We start from the raw sequence: 25,151 nt of genomic DNA on the forward strand, positions 1-25,151 counted from the left end.
CCGTGGGCGGGAGCCTCAATACTCCTCCGGCCCCTGTTGCCAGGGTTTAGCCAGATTCCCAAAGCGGGTGAATTGCGCTTCAAAAGATAGTTCGACCGTACCGATGGGGCCGTGACGCTGTTTGCCGACGATGACTTCGGCCTTGGCGTGTAGCCGCTCCATCGCCTGCTTCCATTCTTCCATTTTATCTAGCTCGTGATCACCGGGTTTTTCACGTTCTTTGTAGTATTCCTCGCGGAACACGAACATCACGACATCGGCGTCCTGTTCGATCGAGCCGGATTCACGCAGGTCTGACAGCTGCGGGCGTTTATCATCGCGGCTTTCCACCTGACGTGACAGCTGTGAGAGGGCGACCACGGGGATGTTGAGTTCCTTGGCTATGGCTTTCATGCCCATTGAGATCTCGGCGATCTCGTTCACCCGGTTATCCGACATGCCGCGGCACAGCTGCAGGTAGTCGATGACCAGAAGGTCTAGACCATGTGTGCGTTTCAGACGGCGCGCGCGCGCGGCAAGCTGTGAGATCGGGATTGCAGGTGTGTCATCAATAAACAGGGGGCAGGCTTCCAGATCTTTTGCAGCCTGCACAAAGCGGCGGAACTCCCCTTCGGTCATGTCGCCTTGGCGGATCTTATGTGAAGAAATTTCAGAGGCTTCCGCCAGAATCCGCCCTGCCAGCTGTTCGGCGGACATTTCAAGGCTGAAGAAACCGACCACGCCCCCATCAACGGCACCCTCGGTTCCGTCTGCCTTTTGCCCGCGTTTATAGGCTTTTGCCACGTTAAAGGCGATGTTGGTCGCAAGCGAGGTTTTCCCCATCGAGGGGCGTCCGGCGAGGATCAAAAGGTCGGAAGGGTGCAGACCACCAAGCTGTTTATCCAGGTCCGCAAGCCCTGTGGAAATCCCAGCCATACCACCGCCGCGCTGATAGGCTTCATTGGTGACATTGACCGCCTCGGTGACCGCTTTGAGGAAGGATTTAAAGCCGCTTTCAGACTGGCCCTGTTCGGCCAATTGATACAGCGATTGTTCCGCTTCAACGATCTGCTCTTTGGGTTCAGATGCAACATCAACCCGGCGCGCCTTGTCTGCGATGGAATTGCCAAGCGATATCAGCTCGCGCCGGATTGCCAGATCATAGATCATCTGGGCATAGTCACGCACCGCAAAAGATGAAATCGACGCCCCGGCAAGTTTCACCAAATAAGACGGACCGCCAAGTTCTTTCAAACCAGCGTCGTCTTCCATAAAGGCCTTAAGGGTCACAGGCGACGCCAACGCATTTTTAGAGATCCGCGCAGCGGCAACTTCGAAAATACGCGCGTGAACCGGATCGTAGAAATGTGATGAATTGATCGTTAGTGCGATGCGATCATAGACATCATTATTGGTCAGGATCGCGCCCAGCAACTGCTGCTCAGCCTCCACCGAGTGAGGCAGCTCATTGGACCCAGCGGCCTCATTGTGATCCATTGGCATGGGAAGGGGAGCTGTGTCACCTTCAAAAGATTTGATCTCGTTCATGGGCCTGATCTTTGTGCAGGGTCAGCAAGCTGACGGGGTGTTGGGCGCTGTCAGTATCGCAGAACGGGGAGGGGGGGCAACATGTATAAATCTGTGGATAGATTGTGGATCTTGATTAGCCAGATCTATGTCCGCGCAGCTTGATCGCCAAAGGCATCATTCCAGCTACTAAAATTGCGGCAAACAGGAAAGGGGCACCAGGCATATAGGGGCCGACTGGATCAACGGACGCCTGAAACAGTGCAGTCATGACCAAGGGCGATATGATCGCAGCGACTGAGGACAGCGAAGCAATCACGCCTTGGACAACACCTTGTTTGTTGTCGTCCACGGTGTTTGACGCCAGGGCTGTTAGCAAGACCGGCACAAGATCTGAAAACGCGGCCAGTACGATGAAAATGGCCAAGGCAGCCAGCGTTGAGGTAAAGCCAAACCCAATCATACTGATCACGGCAGCGGCTATGCCTAACATCAATGTGGGAAAATTCCCGATCCATTTGAGGATCACAGGCATGAGGCCCGCCTGAAAGGTTGCCAATAGAATGCCGTAAACGGCCAAAGAAAGCCCGATATAGAGCGTTGACCAGCCAAAAACCTCACGGCTCCAGAAGGCCCAAATTGTTGGGTATACGAGGTTTGCGAATTCAAAGGTGAAGATACAGATGAGCGGGATCGCAAGGCCGGGGCTTCGGAAAGCATCAAGGATGGATTTAAACGGATTGAGATCCCGCTTTCCAAATGGGCGGCGTTTGTCTTTGGGCAGGCTTTCTGGAAGGTTGAAATAGCCAAAAAGCGCGTTGCCCCCAGATAGGAAAGCGGCCAACCAGAAGGGAGCGGTTAGGCTTATTTCGGCAGCAAGGCCACCAATGGCGGGGCCCAGCACAAAACCGATGCCGAACGCGCCTCCTACCAAGCCAAAATTGGCGCTCTTTTCTTCAGGGGATGATATATCGGCAATATATGCCGTTGCGGTGATGTAGGTTGCTCCGGCAAGTCCCGCAAGCGTGCGACCGATCAGAAGCAACCAGAAGCTGCCTGCGAGGGCCATGATCGCATAATCCAGCGCCAGCATAGAAAGAGCAGCGATCAATATGGGGCGGCGTCCAATTTTGTCAGACAAGCTGCCAACAACGGGACCGCACAAAAAGAGTGCTCCAGCGTAGGCAGCCATCAGTAAACCACCCCAAAACGCGCCTTCACCCGTTGCTCCAGCGCCGACACGTGCCATCAGATCTGGCATGATGGGAAAGACGATGCCGACGCCAATGGCGTCAATCATCAGTGTTATAAGAATAAAAACAATAGCGCGGTTTTTGAACATAATCGCCTGTCTATCAGGAGTTTTTAAACGCGAGCGTGTGGGTGTTGGAGCAGCAATCAGAGTATTGAAACGCGAGAAGATCAGTTTCGCAGAATGTAAAAACCCGGCCAAGGAGACCGGGCTTTTGTTGATTATTTTTTGTTGGCTTCCTGCCAGGCGCGGGGATCGTTCAGGAATTTTTCGACCTCAGCCAGAGTTTCTTCGCTAAAGGATTTCTGCGCCTTGGCCTCGGCCAGCACATCCCACCAGGTGCACAGGTAGTGCAGCTCAACTCCGTGATCACCGAGGCGTTTTGTGGTTTCAGGGAAGATATCATAGTAGAAAATCACCGCCGTGTGGCCGCAGGTGGCGCCCGTGTCGCGGATTGCGTCCACGAATGACAGTTTCGAGCCGCCATCGGTGGTCATGTCTTCCACCAAGAGCACGTTTTGCCCCTCAGACATCGCGCCTTCAATGCGGGCGTTCTTGCCGTAGCCTTTGGGCTTTTTGCGCACGTAAGTCATGGGCAGGGCCATGCGCTCTGCGACCAATGCGGCAAAGGGGATGCCTGCGGTTTCACCACCTGCGATGTTGTCGAAGGCTTCAAAACCTGCGTTGCGCATTACGGTGATGGTCATGAAATCCATCAGGGTGGAGCGGATGCGGGGAAAGGAAATCAGCTTGCGGCAATCGATATAGCTGGGCGAGGGCAGGCCCGAGGCCAGCGTATAAGGTTCGTCAGTGTTGAAATTCACCGCGCCGATTTCCAAGAGCATCCGGGCAGAGAGACGGGCGATTTCTTCTTTTGAAGGATAAGAGGAGGGGATCATGTGGCATCACCTTTGCGCAAGCGAGACTGGTTTTTCTGCTGATAGCGGAGGTGTGGGGGCGATGTCGAGGGGGCTTGCTGTGCCCTTCTTGGCTGTCTTCGTCTCCGCCACCTACCATTTTCATTCAATTCTGTTGGCACTCATTCAACCCCTTACGGGGCTGTTTTTGTTGGTTTATCTGCATTCGTTGTTGCTATTGAATTTTCTTCGATTAGACTCATTTTTATTCATTGCGTGGTAGGAATTGTGGTATTTGATGGCTGCTCTGAGCGGAAAGTTGACGAAGAATCTGGTGCGAACACTCGGCCCTGGTCGCCATGGCGACGGGGGCGGGTTGTACCTTGTTGTTGATCCATCCGGCGCTCGGCGCTGGATTGTTCGCGTCACAGTGAAGGGTCAGCGCAATCGTGAAGGCAAGCCGTTGCGAACTGATTTTGGCCTTGGTGGCGCGGATGTTGTGACACTGAATGAAGCGCGTGACCGAGCTCTAGAATATCGCCGCCTCGCAAAGCAAGGCATCAACCCGCGCTACAACGGGCGACAGGAGATACCTTGCTTCGAAGAGATTGCGCGGCAAGTTCACATTGAACGCTTGCCGACGTGGAAGAATCCTAAACACGGCCAGCAGTGGATCAATACTCTAGCCGACTATGCATTCCCCAAAATAGGCCGTCTGCCTGTTTCTGAGATCGGTCAACCGGAAGTCCTGCAAGTGCTATTGCCAGTCTGGACTGAGAAACATGAAACTGCAAAGCGGCTTGCACAGCGGATAAAGGCCGTTCTCGACGTGGCGAAGTCAAAGGGATTTCGTGACGGAGAAAATCCTGTGACCACGATCCGCGATGCTCGTGTTCTGCCGCAAGTTAAGCAGAAGGTGCAGCACCACAAGGCCATGCACTGGAAAGATGTTCCCGCTTTCTATGCGGAACTGGCGACCAAAGATGTGATGGCAGCAAAGGCGCTTATGTTCACCTGCCTCACCGCTAGCCGTACAAGCGAAGTTCTCCATGCTCGTTGGGAGGAATTTGATTTTGACCAGCGGCTCTGGATTGTTCCGGCGGCTCGGATGAAAGCGGACCAAGAGCACCGCGTACCTCTGACACCAGAGATGTTATCAATCATTGAGCCACTCAAAGCCCTACGGTCCGATATCGTTTTCGAAGGACAAAAGCGCCATAAACCAATGAGCAACATGGCCATGCTGATGCTGCTTCGCCGAATGAAGGTGGAGGGTATAACGGTTCATGGGTTTCGTTCGACGTTTCGGGACTGGGCAGCAGAACAGCCTGGAATTCCTAGAGAAGTCGCTGAAATGAGCTTGGCGCATCAAGTTGGTTCCGAGGTCGAACGAGCATATGCAAGGTCTGACCTTCTGGAGAAGCGTCGAGAGCTCTTGAGGCTTTGGAGTCGTTTTGTTGCCGGAGCCTCAAATGGCTGATCTGCTCGCTCCAACCGAAGGGCACGAGTTTATCAGTCCGCAGGAAGCCCAATGGCTGGCTGTTGACGCATTGTTTGTTTCTTTGGCGCGCCAATTAGAGTTCGATGAGGTCTTTGGTGGAGGACTATCAAAGTACTACCAGGTCTGGTTGCTTGAGATCGCAAAAAAGCAAGGTCGCACTGCGGGGTTCACACAACTTAATAAGCTTAAAGCGACCGAGCGTTCACGCGCAGTGTTCGACGATCCGAAAAATAGTGTGTGGCGGGTTATTGAGGAAGACTTGTTGCCTTTGAGGATGGTAATCGAAGGCGTGATGAGTGGCGCAAGTCAAAAAGACGCAATGGAGCGTGTCTCAGAGGCTCTAATGCGACCAGACGGGTTCCGTACCGAATTTGTTAATGATCCTGAGTTTGCAGATGCCATGCCGAAAACGCTACGGCATTCTAGTGTCAAACGCCTTGAACAGTTGTGGCGGAAGTATCGAAGTGTCTTTCATTACATCCTTATTTGGCACGCTGGTTTCTTACGGACCCGCGCCGGGCATGAATTGGAGCCCGTCCCGGACGCTTTGAGAGCCTTCAGAAAAATCTCTTCCCGAATAGAGGCTTCCTCAAGAACCAAGCGCCTTCTGTTGCCTGAGCCAACAGTGTTGAAGTTCGTCAGTGCTGCCGATTACGCGGCTTCCATGAGAGATTCCTAAAACCAAAATAGGTTTTTAACCGGGAACAAAACTGGACAGCATTCGATCAGATGCAATCTCGCAAGGAATGATTGAATGCGACCGAACATATTTGAAAATGATCGACTGTACGACGATACCGATGAAGAGCTTGATGTCATCGCGCCTCGGTCAAAACGCGCGCAGTGGCGACACCGAAGGGTCGGCCCAAACTTCATGCGATTTGGGCGGCGCATCAAGTATCATGGCGCAGACCTAAACTCGTGGGTGAATAAAGCTTTGGTTGTCAACGAAGCTCCCGCTTCATAGACGACAAAACCCCGCTTGCGCAGGGCCCTGTTTCGTTAGCTTTAACACCTGAATCTTAACAGAGCCGCAGCGCATTTCCAAGAAAATCATGAGCCGAAAGGCTGACAGAACGCCGGACCCTGTTCCGGTGAGCAAGGGAGATTTGCCAAATGGCTAAAAAAGATTTTGTGATGATCGAGACCGCCCTACTTCGAAGGAAGAGCTTCCATTCGCTAGAAACATGCTCAGAGCGAAATGCTTACCTAACAGCGACATTGAGCAGTCAGGCCAATTACATCGGCGTCTTTAGGTATCCCCTCGACTGGTTCTCAAGCGAATCCAAGATTCCCTCAGAAGAATTGGTTCGGGTTGTAGGTCGCCTCGAAGACGCTGGGCTGATCGAGTATGATGAGGCTGAGGAAAATCTCCGGCTTAGGGACTGGTTCTACACTTCAAACATTCGTACGAGTGCGAACACGGTGAAACGCGCAGCACGCGATTTTCTCAAATCCGATGTGCCACGCATCGCAAGCGTTTCGAGAGCAACTGCCGAATTCGTTGTGGCTTCGTTGAAAGGTGTCAGCGGATATGGACACGAAAGCGATCACGGCCCCAAGGTTTTGGAGGTCCTTCGTGATTTCTTGCGCAGCGCAGTCAACGAGTTTCCGGAGCTTGAAGCATCCCTAATAGCAGAGATGGAGCTACACGGAGCCGGGGTGAAGCTCGGCTTTGATGAGGTGTTTCTGGGCTTGGTAGAGGGGGAAGCAGTTGCAGCGCGGACCATTTGCGTGCCCCCTCCGAAGGGGCTTCAAAGCGGCTCCGATGACCCTTCGAAGTACAGGACAACACCAGATCATACTGAAACCAAAAATATAGGAAAACCTGACGCTTCACCGCAAACTTCCGTCAGCCAGAACCGAGCTCAAACTTCCTTTGGCCCCACAGCATCCACATTGAACAGCCCGCTTGCATTGGCAGCAAAGAAGGTGTGCTCGTCGAACAGGCAGCCTTAAGTGCGTGAATGCCAACCTGCAAAATCCGTCTCGACATCGCCCGCCATCAGGCAGGGGAGGGAGGGGTTTTGCGCCGCCCAATGGGCGGCACGCAAAGATCAGAATGATCTGCGCAGGCGAAGCCGGAGTGGGATCGAAGGGGAACCCTCGACCGCTCTTTTTAGGACTGCCAGCGGCAGGATGAAAAAGGGTAAGCGGGTTACTCTTTTTTAAAAAAGTAACAGAAAAGCGGGGATCAAATATGGGTAAGTCAGGAGCCGCTAGAGTAACAGCCCACGACTTAGCTTAAGGAACTGTCATGCAAGATCACGAAGAGCGCAACGATCAAGCTGGCTATCGTAGAAGTATACGTGATGCACGCCCTTATGTCTTCTCTCCATACGCAGGGCCAGAGGCACCAGATCCGTTTATCGAAACCACCAAGAGGTGTTCGGCCAATAAGGATGATCGGATCAATGAAATTTTGTCGCTCGTTGAGGAGAAACCGAAGGGCAGGAACTTCACGATCATGGATGCTTGTAGTGCTCATGTCGCGGGTGCGAAGAAGAGTGCCAATGCCAAGAAGGTGTTCTTGCATGGGTTCATGCAGTTCCCGACCGACTTGAAAATTACGGACCGCAATCAGCGACTGATGCTCGCTATAGCCGTGGATTTTGTGAACCAAACTTACGGCGGTAATGCCGTTTTTCATGCACGGATTGATCGAGATGAGAAAGGCCAACACGGCGTCGATGTCTTCTTTGCTCCGAGGTATGAAAAACACACTGCATCCAAAGGCACAGAGCAATGGATATCCCTTTCGAAATTTTCCAAGGAAAACGCGCGAAAGCGATACGGCAAACGCCAAAAAGAAGTGAAGAACAAGAAGACGGGCAAATTTGAGCCGGTCTTTGGTGCTAATCGTAAGCCAGTCATGGTTTGGAACGATGCCGATGTTTTTCAAGGCAGGGCTCTTCAAGACGCATGGTTTGAACATTTGAAAGCGCACGTTGGTGGGAAGTATGAGATTGAGCGTGGCAAGCCTAAGAAAGGCCGAGGCTCCGACCGCCTGTCGCCGGAAGACTATGCGGCAGAGCAGGAACAGCAAAAGCTGTTGGCAGAGATTGAACGCCAGATCCAGACTAGACAAGAAAAGGCCCAGCTGGGAGGCCGTCGCCAAGAGGTCGCAGCTCAACTGATCGAACAGGCGCGCGAAAAAGCAGAGGTCGCGGCTCATCAAGCCGCCGAAAGCATTGTAGCCGATGCACAAAAGAACGCTGATGCATTCATGGATGGAATTTTCCAAGGAGCAGAGAACGATGCACGTGCAATCACACACTCAATGCTATCGACTGATGTAAAAGAGTTTTTGGAAATCAAAGAAGAGAATACTCGACTTCAGGCCGAGGTCATTCGCCAGGGCAAGACAATAAAACTGTTGAGCGAAGTCCTGAAAACGGTCTTGCCAGCAGGGCTGCGTAAGCTAGTCAGAAGCGCGTTTGACGCCGGTTGGGAAAAAATCAATCAAGATACCAAACCGAATGGTAGTGGTGAGCAAAGCAAGCCAAGCATTTGAGCTGCAACAACAGATGCCGTTTCGCTTGGGGCTATGCGCTATGGTTGTGGTGTGACGCTTGAAATTCGCTTAAAGAGAAATCTGAATGCCATTTGAGAAGTCCTTATGTTTCAAGTTGATCGCCCCAAAAACAAACTACGCCGTCTTGAAGAACGCAAATTCTCTGATCTTCAGCTTAGGGAGCGCGAGCATCTCCAAGAATGGCTTGCTGACATGCCGGAAGCACTTGGAGAGGAACTGCTAGTTATACAAAAGGAGTTTGATGGCTTTGCCGATACCAGGGAGCGTCTCGATCTGCTTGCGCTCGACAAGGATGGGCAGTTGGTCGTTATCGAGAACAAGCTCGATGACTCGGGAAGAGACGTTGTTTGGCAGGCGATCAAATACGCAGCTTATTGCTCGAACCTGAAGAAGGCTGAAATCATCGAAATTTTTCAGCAGTATCTTGATCGATACTGTGACGGTGGCAACGCATCGGCATTGATTTGTGAGTTTCTGGATGAGGTTGAGCTGGATTCTGTGGTGCTAAACCCTGGCAACCAACAACGTGTCATGTTCATCGCGGCCAACTTCCGTAAGGAGGTCACATCGACTGTTATGTGGCTCTTGGGCCATGGCATTCGCGCGCAGTGTTTCCGGGTTGTCCCTTACACATTTTCCGAAGAGTTGTTTGTGGACCTTCAACAGATCATCCCGACCCCAGAAGCGGCTGATTTCATGATCGGCATGGCGTCAAAGGAAACAGAAGAAAAATCGGCGCAAGGCGCGCAGCGCCGAAGCCATAAGCTTCGCTTGGAGTTTTGGGAGCGCGCCCTTGATGCCCTACGAGAGCAAGGTCTTTCCCGCTATCAAAACATAAGCCCGACAAAAGATCACTGGTTGAGCTCAGGGACCGGGGTTTCGGGCTGTGTATACAGTCTGATTTTCGGCAAAGATGAGGCGCGCGTGGAGCTGTCGCTGCAGCGTTCCTCAAAGGTCGAGAATAAGTGGATCTATGATCAATTGGTGTCTGCACAATCAGCCATTGACGCAGCCTTTGGTGCTGAGATGGATTGGCGGCGAATGGACGATAAGAAGTCCAGCAGAATTCAATTTGCGAAGTCGTTTGACGGCTTCAATCGCGAGTCTTGGCCGGAAATGATCCGCTGGTTGGGCGTACACATAGAAAAGCTCGAAGCTGCATTCGCACCACCCTTGTCAGAGCTCAACAACCGCCTTAAATCGGGTGAAGCAGGTAAGTGACAAACACTGCGAACGACGGAAGATTTAGGAAAGAGTGCGTTAGCACAGTTCCTTTCGCGCTTCTGCGTCAGCCCAGTGCTTATTGACTGGCAACCCGCGTGCTCGTCGCTCAACGTCTGCAAAACAGATGGGAGTGAAGTCCCAGACATCAACACCGACGTTCACTGAATTCCGGCTCCCGCGCCAATTTTTGTGTACGTGACCAAAGAGCTGTAGCGCTCCTCGGCGAGCATGGTTCCATGTGATCATTGGGTAGTGGCACAGCGTGTTGTTCTGCTTAAGTGTGCCATCCCGCACTTCAGATAGATGTCCAACAGAGTTCCAGGGCAGCTCAAGGGTAAGAGGACCATCGTGGTTCCCAATGACCAAGTGCTTTTCCTTGCCTGGAAGTTGTTCAAAAGTTCGAAGTAGATAGCTTTCGTCTTTGGCTGCAGGTCCAAAAGCGAAGTCACCGATGACCCACAACACATCTTCCGGCCCCACAACTTTCCACATGTTTTCAATCAGGATGCCATCCATGTGAGATGTCGATTTGAAGGGGCGGGCGCAATGGGAGATGACGTTTTCATGGCCGAAGTGTGTATCGGCTGTGTACCAGATGGCCATAGATGGCCTCCTACTGATTCAGAAATTTCGACGGGTCAAAAAGTGTTAAACGATACCAAACCGATGGCGTTCGGAATTCGGTAAGCGGCGACCCGTTGTCGGATCTACCAACTTACCTGTTTCAGTGTAAGTGATCCTAGCCTGCTCGTTTAGGTCTTCGACGCTTCCAAGGGGTGGCTTGGGCTTCTCGCCCGAACGGAAGCTAACCGCCTCACCCCGCACCTGTACCTCGAAAAGGGTACCGTCTCTGCGGATTGCCCAGCCATAGAATGAAAGCTGTGCGTTGAGTTTAGAGATCGCAATGTAGCGCTTCAGCTTTGGGCCAAGACCAACACCGGGAACACTGTTGATCTCAGCCAGGCGGGATTTGGCAATTATGCTCATGTCCGCAAACTGTTCTGAACCAGCTTCGATTTTACCATCTAGGTATGCATCAAACATGTGAAAAATCCTCGGCGCAAAGCGATCATTGATAAAATGATACGATAAGTCCGTAGACGATTAAACATCTTTCTTGCCGTTAAGGGGGATGAGAAATCGGTTCACAGCTCATGACTTTGGGAAAAACCTGAGATCGGCCCGCAAGGCGCAAGGCTATTCGCAGGAAAGCTTTGCTCATGCGGTTGACTTGGATCGTACGTATATTGGTGGAATCGAGCGGGGGGAACGAAACCCCGGCCTCAAGACTGTCATCAGAATAGCCGACGCACTAAAGCTTGATGTTGCTGACCTCTTTCGGCTGCAGGGTTAAGCTGCTCACTCCCGAGGTCGAACCACTAGCTCAAGATCGTTGGCTTCTAATAGAGCGAGGACGGTTTCTAGCCTAACACCTTGATCTCCGTTCTCAACTTTAGAAACGGTGGCCTGGCGCAGGTCAGCTTTCTCAGCAACTTCGGCTTGAGTCATTGCCGATGCTTTGCGCGTAAGGGCAAGCACATTTCCTAAGCTTTGTGGACTTGAAATCAGACTACTCATTTGTCCTGCCATTTAGCTCACTTCGCACTAGGCACTATACGCTTTTGCGTATAAATGTATAGCCATAGCATTGCCGAGAGGTCACGATATTGGCGTAATTAGCGCCCCTAGGAGTTAGCTAGAAAATGTCTTTGACGCCTGAAGAAAAGAAAAAACTCAGCGAGTCTGACATTTGCGATTTGTATATTACTCCGGCGCTTAAACAAGCTGGTTGGGATCCTTTCACACAGATTAGGCGAGAGGTTACGCTGACGCCCGGGCCCATCATTGTTCGAGGCAATATGTCGTCTCGAAACAAGAAAAAAAAGAAATTTGCCGATTACGTGTTGTCTTGGGAGCCTTCTCTCCCTGTCGCGGTCCTAGAAGCGAAAGACAATAATCACTCTGTCGGGCACGGGATGCAGCAGGCGCTTGGTTATTCTGAAATTATGCAGGTTCCCACAGCGCTTAGTTCAAATGGGGATGGGTTTGAACAACACAACAAGCATCCTCAAGCAGGTGAGGACATTGAAACTTCGCTTCGCCTTGATCAGTTTCCTGAGCCGCGAGTTCTTTGGCGCCGATACAAGTCGTATCGCGGGATAGAGGGAGACGAACAAGAACTGTTGATGGAGCCTTACCACGACGACGGTTCAGGCAAAGAGCCTAGATACTATCAAGCCGAGGCTATTAATCGAACCATCGAAGCAATAGCCAAAGGGAAAGACCGGGTCTTGCTTGTTATGGCTACCGGTACCGGAAAAACCTACACGACTTTTCAGATCATTTGGCGGCTTTGGAAGGCCGGAGCGGCGAAGCGCATCTTGTTCCTCGCTGACCGCAATATCCTTGTGGACCAGACGTTGGTGAACGACTTCAAACCCTTTGGCTCGGTGATGGCCAAGATTGGCAACCGAAAGATCGATCCATCCTACGAAATACACCTAGGCCTCTACCAATCTCTTACTGGGAAAGCCGAGGCCGATAAAACATTTAAGACCGTTTCACCCGACTTCTTTGATCTGATCGTTGTCGACGAATGCCACCGTGGCAGCGCGTCTGAGAACTCGGAATGGCGCGAGATTCTGGAGTATTTCACCGGAGCCGTCCAAATCGGGCTTACTGCCACCCCGAAGGAGACCAAAGATGTCTCAAGCAGTACTTACTTTGGAGAAGCGGTCTACACCTATAGCCTCAAGCAAGGGATCGAGGATGGCTTCCTGGCTCCATACAAGGTGGTGAAAATCGACATTGATAAAGATGTCGAAGGTTGGACACCTCCACCTGGCACAGTTGATGATCTTGGAAACCCACTCGAGGATCGCCAGTACAACCAGAAAGATATGGATCGAATTCTGGTTCTGAACCAACGAACGAAGCTTGTAGCGGCAAGAGTGATGCAGCTACTTAACGCGACTGATCCCTTCAGCAAGACAATCATCTTCTGCGAAGATATCGATCACGCTGAACGTATGAGGAAGGCCATCGTGAATGCGGCAGGCCAGCTCGCAATAGACCATCCTCAGTATGTGCGACGTATTACCGGAGACACCAAGGAAGACGGAAAAGCTGATCTGGACAATTTCATCGATCCAGAAAGCAAGTTTCCGGTTATCGCGACGACCTCTGAGATGCTCACTACTGGCGTTGACGCCAAGACCTGCAAGTTGATCGTTTTGGACAAAAACATCACCTCAATGACGACTTTCAAGCAGGTCATTGGCAGAGGGACGCGTGTCGATGAAGAGCACGGAAAGTGGTACTTCACGATCATGGACTTCAAGAAGGCAACCGAGCTCTTCAATGATCCAGAATTTGATGGCGAAGCTGTAGTCATCTATGAACCGAGTGATGACGATCCGCCGGAACCACCAGATCCGCCAGTCGGTCCAGAGGACGATGAAAATGATGCCCCAGATACTTCGGGCACTACCAAACTGGTCGTAAGTGGCGTGGAAGTTGAAATCATCGCCGAGCGGGTCAGCTTCATCGGGCCGGATGGCGCTTTGATTACGGAATCCTATAAGGAGTTTGCAAGAAAGCAGATGTTGACGGAGTTCGCATCGCTGGATGATTTCATCAGAAAATGGAATGAAGCCGACAAGAAAGCCGCCATCATCGCGGAGCTCGAAGAACACGGGATTTTACTTGAGAACCTGGCCGAAGAGGTTGGCAAGGACTTTGGCGACTTCGATATGCTTTGTCACATTGCATATGATCAGCCGCCACTTACAAGGGCGGAACGCGTGAATAAGGTGAAGAAGCGCAACTACTTCACAAAATATGGCGATCAAGCACGCAAAGTTCTGGCGGCGCTGCTAGACAAGTATGCCGATGAAGGTGTGAAAACCATCGAAGACGCTCGGGTCTTGCGCCTTGAACCTTTCGATGAGATTGGAACGCCGGTCGAGATCATTAGAGATGTTTTCGGCGGTAAAGAACAATATGAACAAGCCGTAAGAGAGCTTGAAGAACAACTATTTAGGCAGGCAGACGGATAAATGGGCGACCTAACAAGCATCATCAAAGCAATCCAGGACATCATGCGCAAAGACGTTGGTGTCGATGGTGATGCGCAGCGTATTGGTCAGATGGTTTGGATGTTTTTCCTCAAGATACTCGATGATCGTGAGCAGGAACTTGAACTCATCGACGACGGCTTCGTATCGGCTTTGCCTGAACACCTGCGCTGGCGTAACTGGGCGGGAAAACGCGAGGGGCTAACAGGAGAAGGGCTTTTCGATTTTGTTCAGGATACTCTGTTTCCCAAACTGAAAGCCCCTGTACAAATTCAGGGGCCGCAACGCCAACAAGCGCTGATCATCCAGCGTGTGTTCGAAAACGCTTACAACTACATGAAGTCCGGCACGCTTTTACGCCAGGTCATCAACAAGATTAACGAGATCGACTTCAACAACCGGGAAGATTGGCACACGTTCGGCGGCATCTACGAACAAATTCTGCGCGACTTGCAAAGCGCCGGGAATGCGGGTGAATTCTACACGCCGCGCGCCGTTACTCGTTTTATCGTGAACCGCGTTGACCCCAAACTGGATGAAATCGTGTTCGACCCTGCCTGCGGTACGGGTGGTTTCTTGACTTGCACAATCGACCATAAGAAAGAGAAGTACGCTAGGACCAACGATCAACGAAAGTTGCTGGCCAAGACCATCCGAGGCGTTGAGAAAAAGCCTCTACCTTACATGCTTTGCATGACCAACATGATCCTGCACGGGATCGACACGCCATCAAGCATCCGGCTCGATAATACGCTCGCCAAGCCCTACCGTGACTATGGCGACAAAGACCGCGTTCACTGCATTATCACCAACCCACCCTTTGGCGGAACCGAAGAAGACGGGATTGAGCAAAACTTCCCGTCCGGCTTGCGCACCCGTGAGACGGCCGATCTGTTCATCGCAATAATCATCAAGCTACTAAAGAAGCATGGCCGCGCCGCCGTCGTTCTGCCAGACGGCTTCCTCTTCGGCGAAGGCACCAAGACGCGGCTGAAGGAAATGCTGCTCTACGAGTGCAACCTACACACCATCGTTCGCCTGCCCAACGGCGTTTTCAACCCTTACACTGGTATCAAAACCAACATCCTTTTCTTCACCAAGGGTGAGCCGACGACTGACGTTTGGTTCTACGATCATCCCTATCCAGAAGGCGTGAAAAACTACAACAAATCCAAACCCATGCGGTTTGAGGAATTCCAGCCCGAGATTGACTGGTGGGGGGATGAGGCTGATGGGTTCAAGGCGCGAAAGGAAACCAACCAGGCTTGGAAGCGGAGCGTTGAGTACTTCGAACAGCGTGGTTTCAATCTCGACGACAAGAACCCTTTTGAAGAGGCGAAGAAAGATCTGAATCCCGACCATCTGTTGGCAGATTATCAGAACGCACAGGACGACATCCAAAAGCTGCGCGACCAGCTAAAGGCGATTTTGTCGAACGCGCTGAACGGTGACCGCTCATGACGGATGTGAACCAGTTGATCACCGACCAACTAGATACCTGGACGGCTGCCACCGAGAAGAAATCCAGCGCGGGGCGCGGCAATGGAGGCGGTGTCAGCCTTCATGGGATCAAGAAGCTGAGAGAATTGATTTTGGAGCTGGCGGTCCGAGGAAAGCTGGTTCCGAACGACACGACAGACCATTCATCTGAGATGCTGCTAGATGGATTTCGCCACCGGCGTATGCAGGGCATAAAGGCGAAACGCTACAAAAAGCAAAACTTGGGAGAACCGCTTTCGGCCTCTGACCAACCATTTGATGTTCCGGCATCCTGGAGTTGGTCTCGTATGGGCGAGATCGGGTTTGTATTTAACGGAAACAGCGTAAGCGCGCGCGCCAAAGCTGAGAAATTCAGCGCTCCAGATGGACTTCCATTCATTGCTACAAAGAACGTCGGATACGGTTTTGAGCCTTTGGACTACGACGTGGAGGCATGGATACCCGTAAATGAGCCAAAATTTAAGGTGGCTCTAGCAAACACACCGCTCATTTGCTCAGAGGGTGGTAGCGCAGGTAAGAAGTGTGGTCTGACTGACCGAGATGTCTGCTTTGGAAACAAGCTATTTGCCTGCGAATTCTATGGCGAGTTCGTCTCCGAATTTCTTTTGGCTTGGTACCAATGTCCCAGCTTCTTCTCCCAATTTTCTAAAAAGATGACAGGCATCATCGGTGGAATTTCTCTTGCTAAATTCTTGCGACTGCCGGTGCCAGTGCCGCCAATTAGTGAACAACAGCGCATCGTGGCGAAGTTGAATGAGCTGATGGGACTGTGTGATGTATTGCAGCGGCAAGCCGAGCACAGCCAAAAGGCGCACCAAACCCTCGTCGAAACCTGCCTCGCCACCCTCACCAACAGTCAATCCCCCGAAGACCTTACCAAAAATTGGACCCGCATCGAAGCCCACTTCGACACGCTCTTCACGACTGAGGAGAGTGTACAGGCACTTGAAGCCGCCATTATAGAACTCGGTGTGACAGGCCTTCTGGTACCCCAAATTGAAGCAGATGAGCCAGCCACACTCTTGTTAAAGCGGGTCGCTAAGGATATCGCCGCATACTCAAAGTTGAACAAAGTCAGACCGGTTAAGCCAGCTAAGGTCGTTGAGCAGGAAAGTCAGGCTGAGCGTCTTCCTTCGGGTTGGGTTGAAACTCGTCTTTCTTCATTGTTTCGGGTGGTGACAGATGGCGATCACCAAGCACCACCCCGTGCGAGCGATGGTGTTGCGTTTCTAACTATCGGAAATATCAGCTCAGGGCAGTTGAACTTCGAGGGCTGCCGCAGGGTTCCCGATGATTACTACAAGGGATTGCCAGCCTATAGAACGCCCGGTTTGGGTGACATTCTGTATACAGTAGTTGGCGCGACCTATGGTCGTCCGGTGCTTGTTGAGACCGAAGAGCAGTTTTGTGTTCAGAGACACATTGCCATACTCAAACCATCTGTTGAGTTGGACGTCGACTATTTAGTGTGGATGTTAAAATCTGCGTGGGTCTACAATCAGGCACGCGAAGGGATTACCGGATCGGCGCAGCCCACTCTCGCACTCAAGCCTCTCAGGAATTTCTTAGTCTTACTCCCCCCTCGCGCGCAACAAGAACGTATTTCTGCTAAAATCAAACAGCTGCATCAGCTTACGGCGCGACTTCGCGAGAGAATTTCGGTATCGACCGAAACACAAGTCAGTTTGGCCAATACCATTACCTCCAAAATTCATTGAGAAAACATGCAATTAAAATCTGTACGGTGCTGTGAGCACAAATGCCGTAGCCAAGTTACCTCAACCTCTTTGCTTTGCGAGAGGGTTGCCCATGCCCTGGCCTGATTTTACTGAGCTCACCTTTGGTTTCGCTTTCCTGCGCGAGCTGGAACAAAATTACGTGCTTGGCGGTAAGTTCCCCAAGGCCCCTGACTTTATCAGCCAAGGCGCAGAGGCGACTAAAGGCTATGACGTCGAGGTCACCCTAGATGGTTCAACCCCAGTGTTTCTGCAGCTGAAACGCTCCTACGTGCTTGTTCAGAAGAACGCACGGGAGATACAGCAAGGGCTCTATACAGCGCCGAAAGTCTATCGGATGAAGTTGCACAAGAATGGCAAGTACCGCCAACACAAGGCGCTGCAGGGGCTCGAAGCGCTCGGTAACGCGGTCTACTACGTGACTAGCCAGATACACACACCCAAGGAATTCTCGGACGCTTATAGTGCCGGAACGGTCGTGTCGCAGGCCTCGGCTATGTTCGCACCGAATGAGATCGTTTTGCCGGACGATACGAAGGATCATCACGTCAGCTTCAAGCCGCATGATAGTTTTGGCTACGTGTATTCCAAAGAGCCGTACCAGTTTGAACGAAAGTTTCAGAGCTTTGATAGCTGGCTTCCGACTGTTGGGCGGCGCGCGCGAAGTGCGAAAGAGAACCGGCAACTACTTGAAAAGACAGTTGAATTTCTGAAGAAGAAACGTAGGCCTCGCGATCCAGTTCTGCAAATGATCCGCGACCAACCGCTCGAAGCACAAGCCGCGATCCTCGCCTATTTCATCCTTGATGCTCAACTGACGTTTATGAAGGTCTGAAGATTTACCACCATGCGCCTGAAACATGTTTCGATCAAAGAATACAAAAACCTAAAAGATCTTGAGGTCGATTTCGCCGGTGACGGTTTTCTCGATGTTTTTGTCGGCAAGAACGGCTCTGGCAAGTCCAACTTCCTCGAGGCGCTTCTCGAGATATTCAACCATCTCTATGAATTTGACCCAAAGGAGCTCGGGCCGGGTTTCGAGTATCGGCTGGTCATCGAAGTCCGTGGGGGCGAACACGTCTACCAATGGTCCGAAGGCGAGCTTCTGGATGGTGAAGGCAACAAAACGACGCCAAGTGAAGTTGCGCTGCCGGACCATGTGATCACCTATTATTCCGGCCAGAACGGAACGATGGACGCGCTTGGCAAAGCCTATGTTGATCGGTTCTTACGTAAGATCAGAACCGCGAGTTTCGGTGATCGTCGCAAGATCATTCAGATCGGACCCGACTACAAAGAACTCCTGTTGGCGGTGCTTCTGTTGCAGCGGGAAGAATGCACGGCGCGTCAGTATCTGCTTCAAAAGCTTAGGATCAACTCTGTGGGAGACGAGCTGCGGCTCGTATTCAAACGCCCGCGATATGCGAGTGGAAGCAAGCCTGAACGCTTCGACGTTGACGCGGACGACAAAACAGCCGGGCGTTTTTGGCGAGCTGAAGGCCCAACGAGAGAGTTTTTGGAGAGGCTTTGGTCCTGTAAAAGCGACGGCCCGGCAGATGGAGCGGTCAGGACCGAGGGGTACTTAAGCGACGACGACGAGCATATCATCTACTTGAACGTTGCCAAATTCCAAGATGAGTTTGCAGGGGATAGCGCGGAACAGCGCTTTCATATGTTCGACAACTTATTGCTGATAGACATGCTGAAAGAAGTGTCGTGCTCACTTCAAATGGAGGACGGGATCAGCGGTGCGATCAGTCACTTTAGCGATGGTCAGTTCCAGTCGATATACATTCTGGCGGTGACAGAACTCTTCAAGAATTCGGATTGTGTGACACTTTTGGATGAGCCGGATGCTTTCTTGCATCCCGAGTGGCAGCATGAATTTTTGCAGCAGGTTGTAGCCGTTTCTGACGAGGCGGCAAATACCAACCATGTTCTCATGAGCAGCCATAGCGCTTCGACGATAGCATCTCGCGTGCAAAGTCGAATTCGCCAGTTTGATATGTCGACTGGGTCAGCAAAACTCAAGGAACCTGCAAAAGCCGCCGCGATTGATGCTCTTTCCTGCGGTATGATTTCCTTCTCTGATGCGGATGCAAAGATCAGCATCTCAGACAACCTCAAAGACTACGACGGTTCGGTCCTGTTTACAGAAGGCCTGACAGATCAGATCATTCTTGAGAAGGCATGGCAAAAGCTCAATCCTGGTGTCACTCAGCCTTTCGCAATTCAGGCTACATTTGGATGCGATTTCCTGAGGCGTTTATTACTTGATGAAAGGTTCTGCGCCGAAAACTCCGAACGGCATCTCTTTGGCCTGTTCGACTTCGATGAAGCCTTTAAACAATGGAATATCAAATCAAATTTTTCGCGACATCTGCAGGAAGATGTGACCTTAGGCTTAGTGAGGCAAAAGTTGGCCAACGATCAGGCCACTCCTCTTAACGTCTATTTCATGCTGCTTCCTATTCCTGACCCCCACCCGCTAAGAGATCAGGTTGTAAACCCCGCCACGGGCCACCACTATAAAGCCGAGTCTAGGTTTAGCATTGAGATGATGTTCAATGGCCTTGAAGGTACAGACGAGTTCTTCGTAACAGACAATAAGCGTCCACGTTCGCAGTGCCTAAAGTTCTCGGATAGCCAAAAAAACCGCTTCGCAACCGAGGTAGTTCCGGAGTTTCCCGAGGCGGCCTTCGAGCCATTCAGGCCAATTTTTAACTTCATACTCTCCAAGGTCGAGAACCATGAAGAAGAAAGTGACGTGGTGTGAATTGTGGTATGAGTGATGGAGCATCTGAAAATATTGACTATTTACAGTGATTTATCGCAATAGTTAGCCTCCTATCGTCGCATTCGAATTTCTTTGAGGTATTTTTATGGATTGGAAAAGGTATTTCCGTTCGGCAAAGGGTAGGGCGGCTCAGCTTGCGAGAGCAGGCCTTTCGTTACTTAATCAACGGATGCTCAAACGTTCGCAGCGATACTTGATCGTCTGGACCCAGCGCTACCCGTTCGGATTTTTCGCCATTGTTGCGATGGTTGTTGTGATTTTGTGGCTCCTTAATCCTATCTACATCCGCTGGCTTTCTGGGACCGTCGAAAAGGCTGGACCGCTTGGAGATTCTTTTGGCGCGTTGACATCTTTGTTTACGGGGGCTGCTTTTGTTGGATTGATTGCAACCTTGATGCAGCAACAGCGTGAAATACGAATGCAACGCCAAGATCTGAAACTGCAGCGGGATGAAATGAAGGCCGCGCGGGAGGAGTTGGCCGGGCAAAAAGGCCAGATGGAACTACAGAACCAGAGCATTAAGCAACAGATGTTTGAGCAGACGTTTTTTAATCTGTTGAATGTGTTCAACAGCTACATTGCGGATCTAACGCAAGCAACGCAAAATGAAGGTAAAGAGCCAAAGAAAGGCCGAGATCAACTGGAGTATATTCAGGCCTCATTGACCGGAGATTATGGGTATACCCAGACTAAGACACGACAGATCGCAAATAAATTTCTGGATAGATATAATCAATATTCTAACGATTTAAATAGCTATTTTCGGTTGTTGTATAATATCATTCGCCTTGTCGATGAAAGCCAAGTTGATGACAAAAAGAGGTATGTTGATATCCTCAGGGCTCAACTATCGGACAGCGAGTTGGTGTTAATTGCACTTAATTCCGAACGCCCTGAAGGCGCTAAGCTGAAAGAGCGGGCAGAACGGCATAAACTGCTAAAGCACTTGCCCAAAACGATCAATGACCTGCCAACTGCTGATGTATGTAACGCTGTTGCAACGCTTTCAAAAGCAGAGTGCGAAAATGAATAAGGGAGGCGATGCCTCCCTTACGTGTTTTATTCAACGTTCCAATACACGTCGAACCCCGGATCAAAAACGGTGACGGGGCCGGAGCCGCCGATGATTTTCTCTGGAAACTTCACCGGGCTGTCCTGTTTGGTCAGGGTCAGTGTTTCGGTATTCTCTGACAGGCGGTAAAAGGCGGGGCCGTTTTGTGAGGCAAAGCCTGCGAGCTTGTCCAGTTCGTTTTCTTCTTCAAACACATGCGCCAAAAGCGACATGGTGTTGGTTGCGGTAAAGCAGCCGGCACAGCCGCAGCCGGTTTCTTTGGCGGCGTCCACGTGGGGCGCGCTGTCGGTGCCCAAGAAAAAGCGTGCATCACCTGATGTTGCCGCACCGCGCAGGGCAAGGCGGTGTTCTTCGCGTTTGGCGACGGGCAGGCAGTAGTAATGAGGGCGAATACCACCGGCCAGAATATGGTTCCGGTTGATGATCAGATGGTGCGTTGTGATGGTTGCGCCCAGGTCGGTGTCATTGGACTTCACATAGTCCACGCCGTCTTTGGTGGTGATATGCTCCATCACCACGCGCAGGCCGGGGGTGGATGTGCGGATGGGATCCAGCACGCGATCAATAAAGACGGCTTCGCGATCAAAAATGTCAATATCGCTGTCAGTGACCTCGCCGTGTACGCAAAGCGGCATGCCGATTTCGGCCATTTTCTCCAGCACGGGGCGGACTTTGTCAAAATCCTGCACCCCTGACGCGGAGTTGGTGGTGGCGCCTGCTGGATAAAGTTTCACTGAGGTCGCAATGCCTGCTGCATGGGCTGCTGCGACGTCTTCTGGATCGGTGTCTTCGGTGAGGTAGAGCACCATAAGGGGATCAAAACGCATTCCGTCGGGCAATGCAGCTAAGATGCGATCACGGTAAGCAGCGGCCTGTGCGCCGGTCACCACTGGGGGGACCAGATTGGGCATGATAATGGCACGAGCAAAATGGCGGGCTGTTTCGGGCAAAACGGCTTTCAGCATCGCGCCATCGCGCAAATGCAGATGCCAGTCGTCAGGGCGGGGGATGGTCAGCGTCTGGGTCATGGGGCTGCGTTAGCACATAGCATTTAAAAGGAAAAGCAAGGGTCACTCACCGCATGTGTTGTAAAGGGCTTCAATAGGGCCAGATGTCTTGGCCGAGTGCTTCAATTGCAACTGTGATCCGTTCAAAGCTTTCCTGCGCGCGGCGCACGCTGTGACGGGCGCGAAGGTAACCGTGTACAAGGCCGGGCTCATTGATCCAATGCGCTTTGCCGCCGGCGGTTTGGATTTTTTGACAGTAAAGCTGTGAATCGTCGCGCACGGGATCACAATCCGCGGTGATCAGCACAGTAGGCGGCAAGCCTGAAAAATCCGTATCAGACAGGGGGGCGAAACTGGGATCATTTTCAGGTAAGACCCCATCACATCGCAGGTTTTGGAAGGTTTTTATGTCCTTGCTGGTCAGCATGGGGGCCTGCGCGTGTTCTTGGTATGAAGGGAGCGAGGTATCTTGACCAAGGACTGCATAAATCAGCACTTGGCCCAGAATGTTTGACATGTTTGGGCGTGATTGATGCGCAAGTGCGGCACAAAGGTTGGCACCAGCACTGTCTCCGGCAAGAACGATGTCTTCTTTGTAGGTTTGATTGACCCAATTGAGCGCGATCTGAGCATCGTTGAGCATGGTTGGGTGTTTGTGTTCGGGTGCGAGCCGATAGTCTACAGCAATGACGCGATAGCCGGTCTGCGCGCAGATTTCGGCACAAATGTCCGTATGACTGTCGAGACTGCCCAAAACAAAACCGCCCCCGTGGAGATAAAGGACGGTGCGTGTGGGAGAGCCTGCTGTGTATTCGCGCAGCTTGATATCTGCGATATCGAAATCTTGTCGCTTGACCTGCGGCGGATAAGGGGCGCGAAAGTGCCGGGCCATGTCTTCATAGGCGCGGCGTTGTTCCGGAATGGGAAGGTGTTCGCTTTCGTCAGGGTAACATTCACCCGTTGTGCGAATGAAGCGCCAGGTTTCTTCGTCGATCCGCCGTTCATAATCCATGGGCTTCCCTCATCCTGCGTCTATCCAGAGTAGCGCTATTGCGAGGAAAGGGAAGCAAAAAGCCTCAAAACAGGGCACCTTGCCGATACGCTAGGGGAATTTAGCGTATCGGTATCGAACAGTTCCTTACAGTTAGGTGGTGACATCCCAGGGGCGCGTAAAGCCCCCAAGCACGCGGCTGATCTCTTCGTTTGATGTTTCTGCGGCGTCAACCTGAGCCACAAGCCCGCGTGATTTATCGTCAATGACTTGGGTGACGCGGGCTGTCAGGTTGGCCTGTTCCAATGCGGTGTTGTAGACCCGCGTGATGGCCTCTTTGCGCAGATCAGGTTTGAAGACTTTACCCACCGCTGTTTTGGGCAGTTCGTCTAGGATTGTTATGTGTTTTGGGAGGGCCGCACGTTCTTTGACGTGGGTTTCACAATGAACGCGTAAAGCCTCACTGGTGATATCCGCGCCATCGACCAATTCAACGTAAGCGCAGGGTAATTCACCTGCATAGGTATCAGGCTGGCCGATTGCACCGGCAAAGGCAACGGCTTCGTGTTTCAAAAGCGCTTCTTCTATTTCACCGGGGTCGATATTGTGTCCGCCCCGAATGATCAGATCTTTGGCCCGTCCCGTGATCCAGAGGTAGCCGTCTTTATCAAGGCGACCCAGATCACCTGTGCGCAGATACTTATCCTGATGATAAAGATCTTTGTTTTTGACCTCTTCCGTATAGGTGTGACCAGCATAGACGCCGGGGCTTGAAATGCAGATTTCGCCAACCTGATCTACGCCGCATTCGACTGGCACGTCCGTATCAGATGTGATGATTTTGACATCTGTATAGGGGAAAGGAATCCCGATTGATCCCACGCGCTTTTCACCTTCAACGGGATTACAGGAGACTAGGCATGTGGCCTCGGTGAGGCCATACCCTTCGACAATATTGATGCCTGAGAGTCCTTCAAAGCGTTTAAACAGCTCAAGCGGCATAGGCGCAGAGCCGGAAAAAGCGATTTTCACCGATGAGATATCTGCATCGACTGGGCGTTGCATAAGAGCCGAGACCGCCGTGGGCACGGTGATCATAAAGGTGATGTTCCAACGTTCGATCAATTTCCAAAAGTTGTCAAAAACCCCGTCGCCGCGATAGCCTTGCGGTGTTGGAAAGATGACATGCGCCCCTGAGGCCAATGCAGCCATGACAATCACATGACAGGCAAACACATGAAAGAGTGGAAGAGGACACATGATGTTGTCGTCTTCTTTGAATAGGAGTGTTTCACCAATCCAACCATTGTATATGAGGCCGCTGTAGCGGTGTTGGGCCACTTTCGGCATGCCCGTGGTGCCGCCTGTATGAAAATAGCAGGCGACGCGATCTTCGGTACTATCTGCAAAGGCCAGGGTGGTCGGTTGGCGTGCGATTTCGGTGTTGAAGTCTTTGAAAGTGATACGGTTTAATGCGTTTCGATCAAGCTTGGGGCGGATAAAGGGAACGATCCATGATTTTGGAGGGCTGAGATAGCGGTTCAGGTCCACTTCGAGAACAGTCTCTACATTCGGCGCGTCAGCGACCGCTTGAAACACCTTTTGAGGCACATCCGTTTTGGGGAACGGCTTTAGTGTGACGACAACTTTTGCACCTGTTTCACGTAAAATAGAAGCGATCTGGTCGGGGTCAAGGAGGGGGTTGATCGGGTTGACGATCCCCGCAATGGCACCACCGATAAAGGTAAATAAAGTCTCGTGACAGTTGGGTAGAACATAAGCCACAACGTCTTTTTCGCCGATCCCAAGAGTGCGAAACAGATTGGCAGTCTGGACTATCCGATCCTTGAGAGGGCCCCATGTGAGCGTTTCGGCTTTGTCTGTCGGGCCCGACAATATCTGATAGCTTGAGGCATTGCTGTTTGGAAAACGACCAGCCGTTTGTTCCAACAACGCATAAAGCGTCTTTGGCATATTGCGCGCCTCGTAAGGCATTTCCTGTTCAAATAACTTGCAGTCTTGAGCCTGCGCAAAAGCTACCATTCTTATACTCTCCTCCCTAGTGGACCGCATCTAGAGTGAAATGCAGTCTATTTA

At 51.6% G+C, this 25,151-nt stretch carries 21 protein-coding genes; 12 read left to right on the top strand and 9 right to left on the bottom strand.

Annotation, left to right across the window (positions count from 1 at the left end):
• Window positions 1-15: 15 nt before the first annotated feature.
• The 3 genes from BLP79_RS03340 to BLP79_RS03350 form a co-directional block, all read right to left on the bottom strand.
• Window positions 16-1,527 (bottom strand): replicative DNA helicase, encoded by a 1,512-nt coding sequence (locus BLP79_RS03340; protein WP_170830444.1) that lies wholly within the window; start codon window positions 1,525-1,527, stop codon window positions 16-18.
• 115 nt (window positions 1,528-1,642) lie between these two features.
• Window positions 1,643-2,848, bottom strand: coding sequence for an MFS transporter (locus BLP79_RS03345; protein ID WP_090216918.1), 1,206 nt, complete (start codon window positions 2,846-2,848; stop codon window positions 1,643-1,645).
• A gap of 131 nt (window positions 2,849-2,979) precedes the next feature.
• Window positions 2,980-3,657 (bottom strand): orotate phosphoribosyltransferase, encoded by a 678-nt coding sequence (locus BLP79_RS03350; RefSeq protein ID WP_090216259.1) that lies wholly within the window; start codon window positions 3,655-3,657, stop codon window positions 2,980-2,982.
• Window positions 3,658-3,913: 256 nt separating this feature from the next.
• Here BLP79_RS03350 and BLP79_RS03360 point away from each other — a divergent pair, with 256 nt between their 5' ends.
• The 5 genes from BLP79_RS03360 to BLP79_RS03385 all read left to right on the top strand — a co-directional run bounded on the left by BLP79_RS03360 (window position 3,914) and on the right by BLP79_RS03385 (window position 9,872).
• A complete protein-coding gene (locus BLP79_RS03360; protein ID WP_090216266.1) occupies window positions 3,914-5,095 on the top strand; it encodes a tyrosine-type recombinase/integrase in 1,182 nt (393 codons plus the stop codon).
• Entirely contained in the window at window positions 5,088-5,795 is a 708-nt protein-coding gene (locus BLP79_RS03365) for a hypothetical protein (protein WP_090216269.1), read from the top strand. The genes BLP79_RS03360 and BLP79_RS03365 overlap by 8 nt, the downstream gene beginning before the upstream one ends.
• A gap of 437 nt (window positions 5,796-6,232) precedes the next feature.
• Window positions 6,233-7,075 carry a hypothetical protein gene (locus BLP79_RS03375; RefSeq protein ID WP_090216277.1) on the top strand — a complete coding sequence of 281 codons (843 nt, stop codon included), beginning with the start codon at window positions 6,233-6,235 and terminating at the stop codon, window positions 7,073-7,075.
• 298 nt (window positions 7,076-7,373) lie between these two features.
• Window positions 7,374-8,630 (top strand): hypothetical protein, encoded by a 1,257-nt coding sequence (locus tag BLP79_RS03380; protein WP_090216280.1) that lies wholly within the window; start codon window positions 7,374-7,376, stop codon window positions 8,628-8,630.
• A 105-nt stretch (window positions 8,631-8,735) separates the two neighbouring features.
• On the top strand, window positions 8,736-9,872 hold the full coding sequence (locus BLP79_RS03385; protein WP_090216284.1) for a DUF4268 domain-containing protein: 1,137 nt from the start codon (window positions 8,736-8,738) through the stop codon (window positions 9,870-9,872).
• A gap of 39 nt (window positions 9,873-9,911) precedes the next feature.
• Here BLP79_RS03385 and BLP79_RS03390 read toward each other — a convergent pair whose 3' ends face one another.
• Window positions 9,912-10,478 carry a metallophosphoesterase gene (locus BLP79_RS03390; RefSeq protein ID WP_090216288.1) on the bottom strand — a complete coding sequence of 189 codons (567 nt, stop codon included), beginning with the start codon at window positions 10,476-10,478 and terminating at the stop codon, window positions 9,912-9,914.
• A gap of 45 nt (window positions 10,479-10,523) precedes the next feature.
• A complete protein-coding gene (locus BLP79_RS03395) occupies window positions 10,524-10,919 on the bottom strand; it encodes a hypothetical protein (protein ID WP_090216292.1) in 396 nt (131 codons plus the stop codon).
• A gap of 88 nt (window positions 10,920-11,007) precedes the next feature.
• On the opposite strand from BLP79_RS03395, the gene BLP79_RS03400 reads away from it, so the two are divergent.
• Window positions 11,008-11,229 (top strand): helix-turn-helix domain-containing protein, encoded by a 222-nt coding sequence (locus tag BLP79_RS03400; protein WP_090216296.1) that lies wholly within the window; start codon window positions 11,008-11,010, stop codon window positions 11,227-11,229.
• A 5-nt stretch (window positions 11,230-11,234) separates the two neighbouring features.
• On the opposite strand, the gene BLP79_RS03405 is transcribed toward BLP79_RS03400, so the two are convergent.
• A complete protein-coding gene (locus BLP79_RS03405) occupies window positions 11,235-11,465 on the bottom strand; it encodes a helix-turn-helix transcriptional regulator (RefSeq protein WP_198511974.1) in 231 nt (76 codons plus the stop codon).
• A 113-nt stretch (window positions 11,466-11,578) separates the two neighbouring features.
• On the opposite strand from BLP79_RS03405, the gene hsdR reads away from it, so the two are divergent.
• The 6 genes from hsdR to BLP79_RS03435 all read left to right on the top strand — a co-directional run bounded on the left by hsdR (window position 11,579) and on the right by BLP79_RS03435 (window position 21,017).
• Window positions 11,579-13,933, top strand: coding sequence for an EcoAI/FtnUII family type I restriction enzme subunit R (hsdR, locus tag BLP79_RS03410; protein WP_170830445.1), 2,355 nt, complete (start codon window positions 11,579-11,581; stop codon window positions 13,931-13,933).
• The gene (locus tag BLP79_RS03415) at window positions 13,934-15,412 is read left to right on the top strand and encodes a type I restriction-modification system subunit M (protein ID WP_090216304.1); all 1,479 of its coding nucleotides are present in this window, start codon (window positions 13,934-13,936) and stop codon (window positions 15,410-15,412) included.
• Window positions 15,409-17,169: a restriction endonuclease subunit S gene (locus BLP79_RS03420; RefSeq protein WP_090216307.1), complete on the top strand. Its 1,761-nt coding sequence runs from the start codon at window positions 15,409-15,411 to the stop codon at window positions 17,167-17,169. The genes BLP79_RS03415 and BLP79_RS03420 overlap by 4 nt, the downstream gene beginning before the upstream one ends.
• A gap of 91 nt (window positions 17,170-17,260) precedes the next feature.
• The gene (locus tag BLP79_RS03425) at window positions 17,261-18,022 is read left to right on the top strand and encodes a hypothetical protein (RefSeq protein ID WP_090216310.1); all 762 of its coding nucleotides are present in this window, start codon (window positions 17,261-17,263) and stop codon (window positions 18,020-18,022) included.
• Between the two features lie 12 nt (window positions 18,023-18,034).
• Entirely contained in the window at window positions 18,035-19,963 is a 1,929-nt protein-coding gene (locus tag BLP79_RS03430; RefSeq protein ID WP_090216312.1) for an AAA family ATPase, read from the top strand.
• Between the two features lie 106 nt (window positions 19,964-20,069).
• Window positions 20,070-21,017 carry a putative phage abortive infection protein gene (locus tag BLP79_RS03435; protein WP_090216315.1) on the top strand — a complete coding sequence of 316 codons (948 nt, stop codon included), beginning with the start codon at window positions 20,070-20,072 and terminating at the stop codon, window positions 21,015-21,017.
• Window positions 21,018-21,043: 26 nt separating this feature from the next.
• Here BLP79_RS03435 and pyrC read toward each other — a convergent pair whose 3' ends face one another.
• The 3 genes from pyrC to BLP79_RS03450 all read right to left on the bottom strand — a co-directional run bounded on the left by pyrC (window position 21,044) and on the right by BLP79_RS03450 (window position 25,097).
• Complete coding sequence (gene pyrC / locus BLP79_RS03440; protein WP_090216318.1) at window positions 21,044-22,084, bottom strand: dihydroorotase; 1,041 nt, start codon at window positions 22,082-22,084, stop codon at window positions 21,044-21,046.
• 70 nt (window positions 22,085-22,154) lie between these two features.
• Entirely contained in the window at window positions 22,155-23,075 is a 921-nt protein-coding gene (locus BLP79_RS03445; RefSeq protein WP_090216321.1) for an alpha/beta hydrolase, read from the bottom strand.
• 132 nt (window positions 23,076-23,207) lie between these two features.
• Window positions 23,208-25,097 carry an acyl-CoA synthetase gene (locus BLP79_RS03450; RefSeq protein WP_090216324.1) on the bottom strand — a complete coding sequence of 630 codons (1,890 nt, stop codon included), beginning with the start codon at window positions 25,095-25,097 and terminating at the stop codon, window positions 23,208-23,210.
• Between the last annotated feature and the right edge of the window lie 54 nt (window positions 25,098-25,151).

This window comes from Epibacterium ulvae, from assembly GCF_900102795.1.
GTDB classification, from domain to species: Bacteria; Pseudomonadota; Alphaproteobacteria; order Rhodobacterales; family Rhodobacteraceae; genus Epibacterium; species Epibacterium ulvae.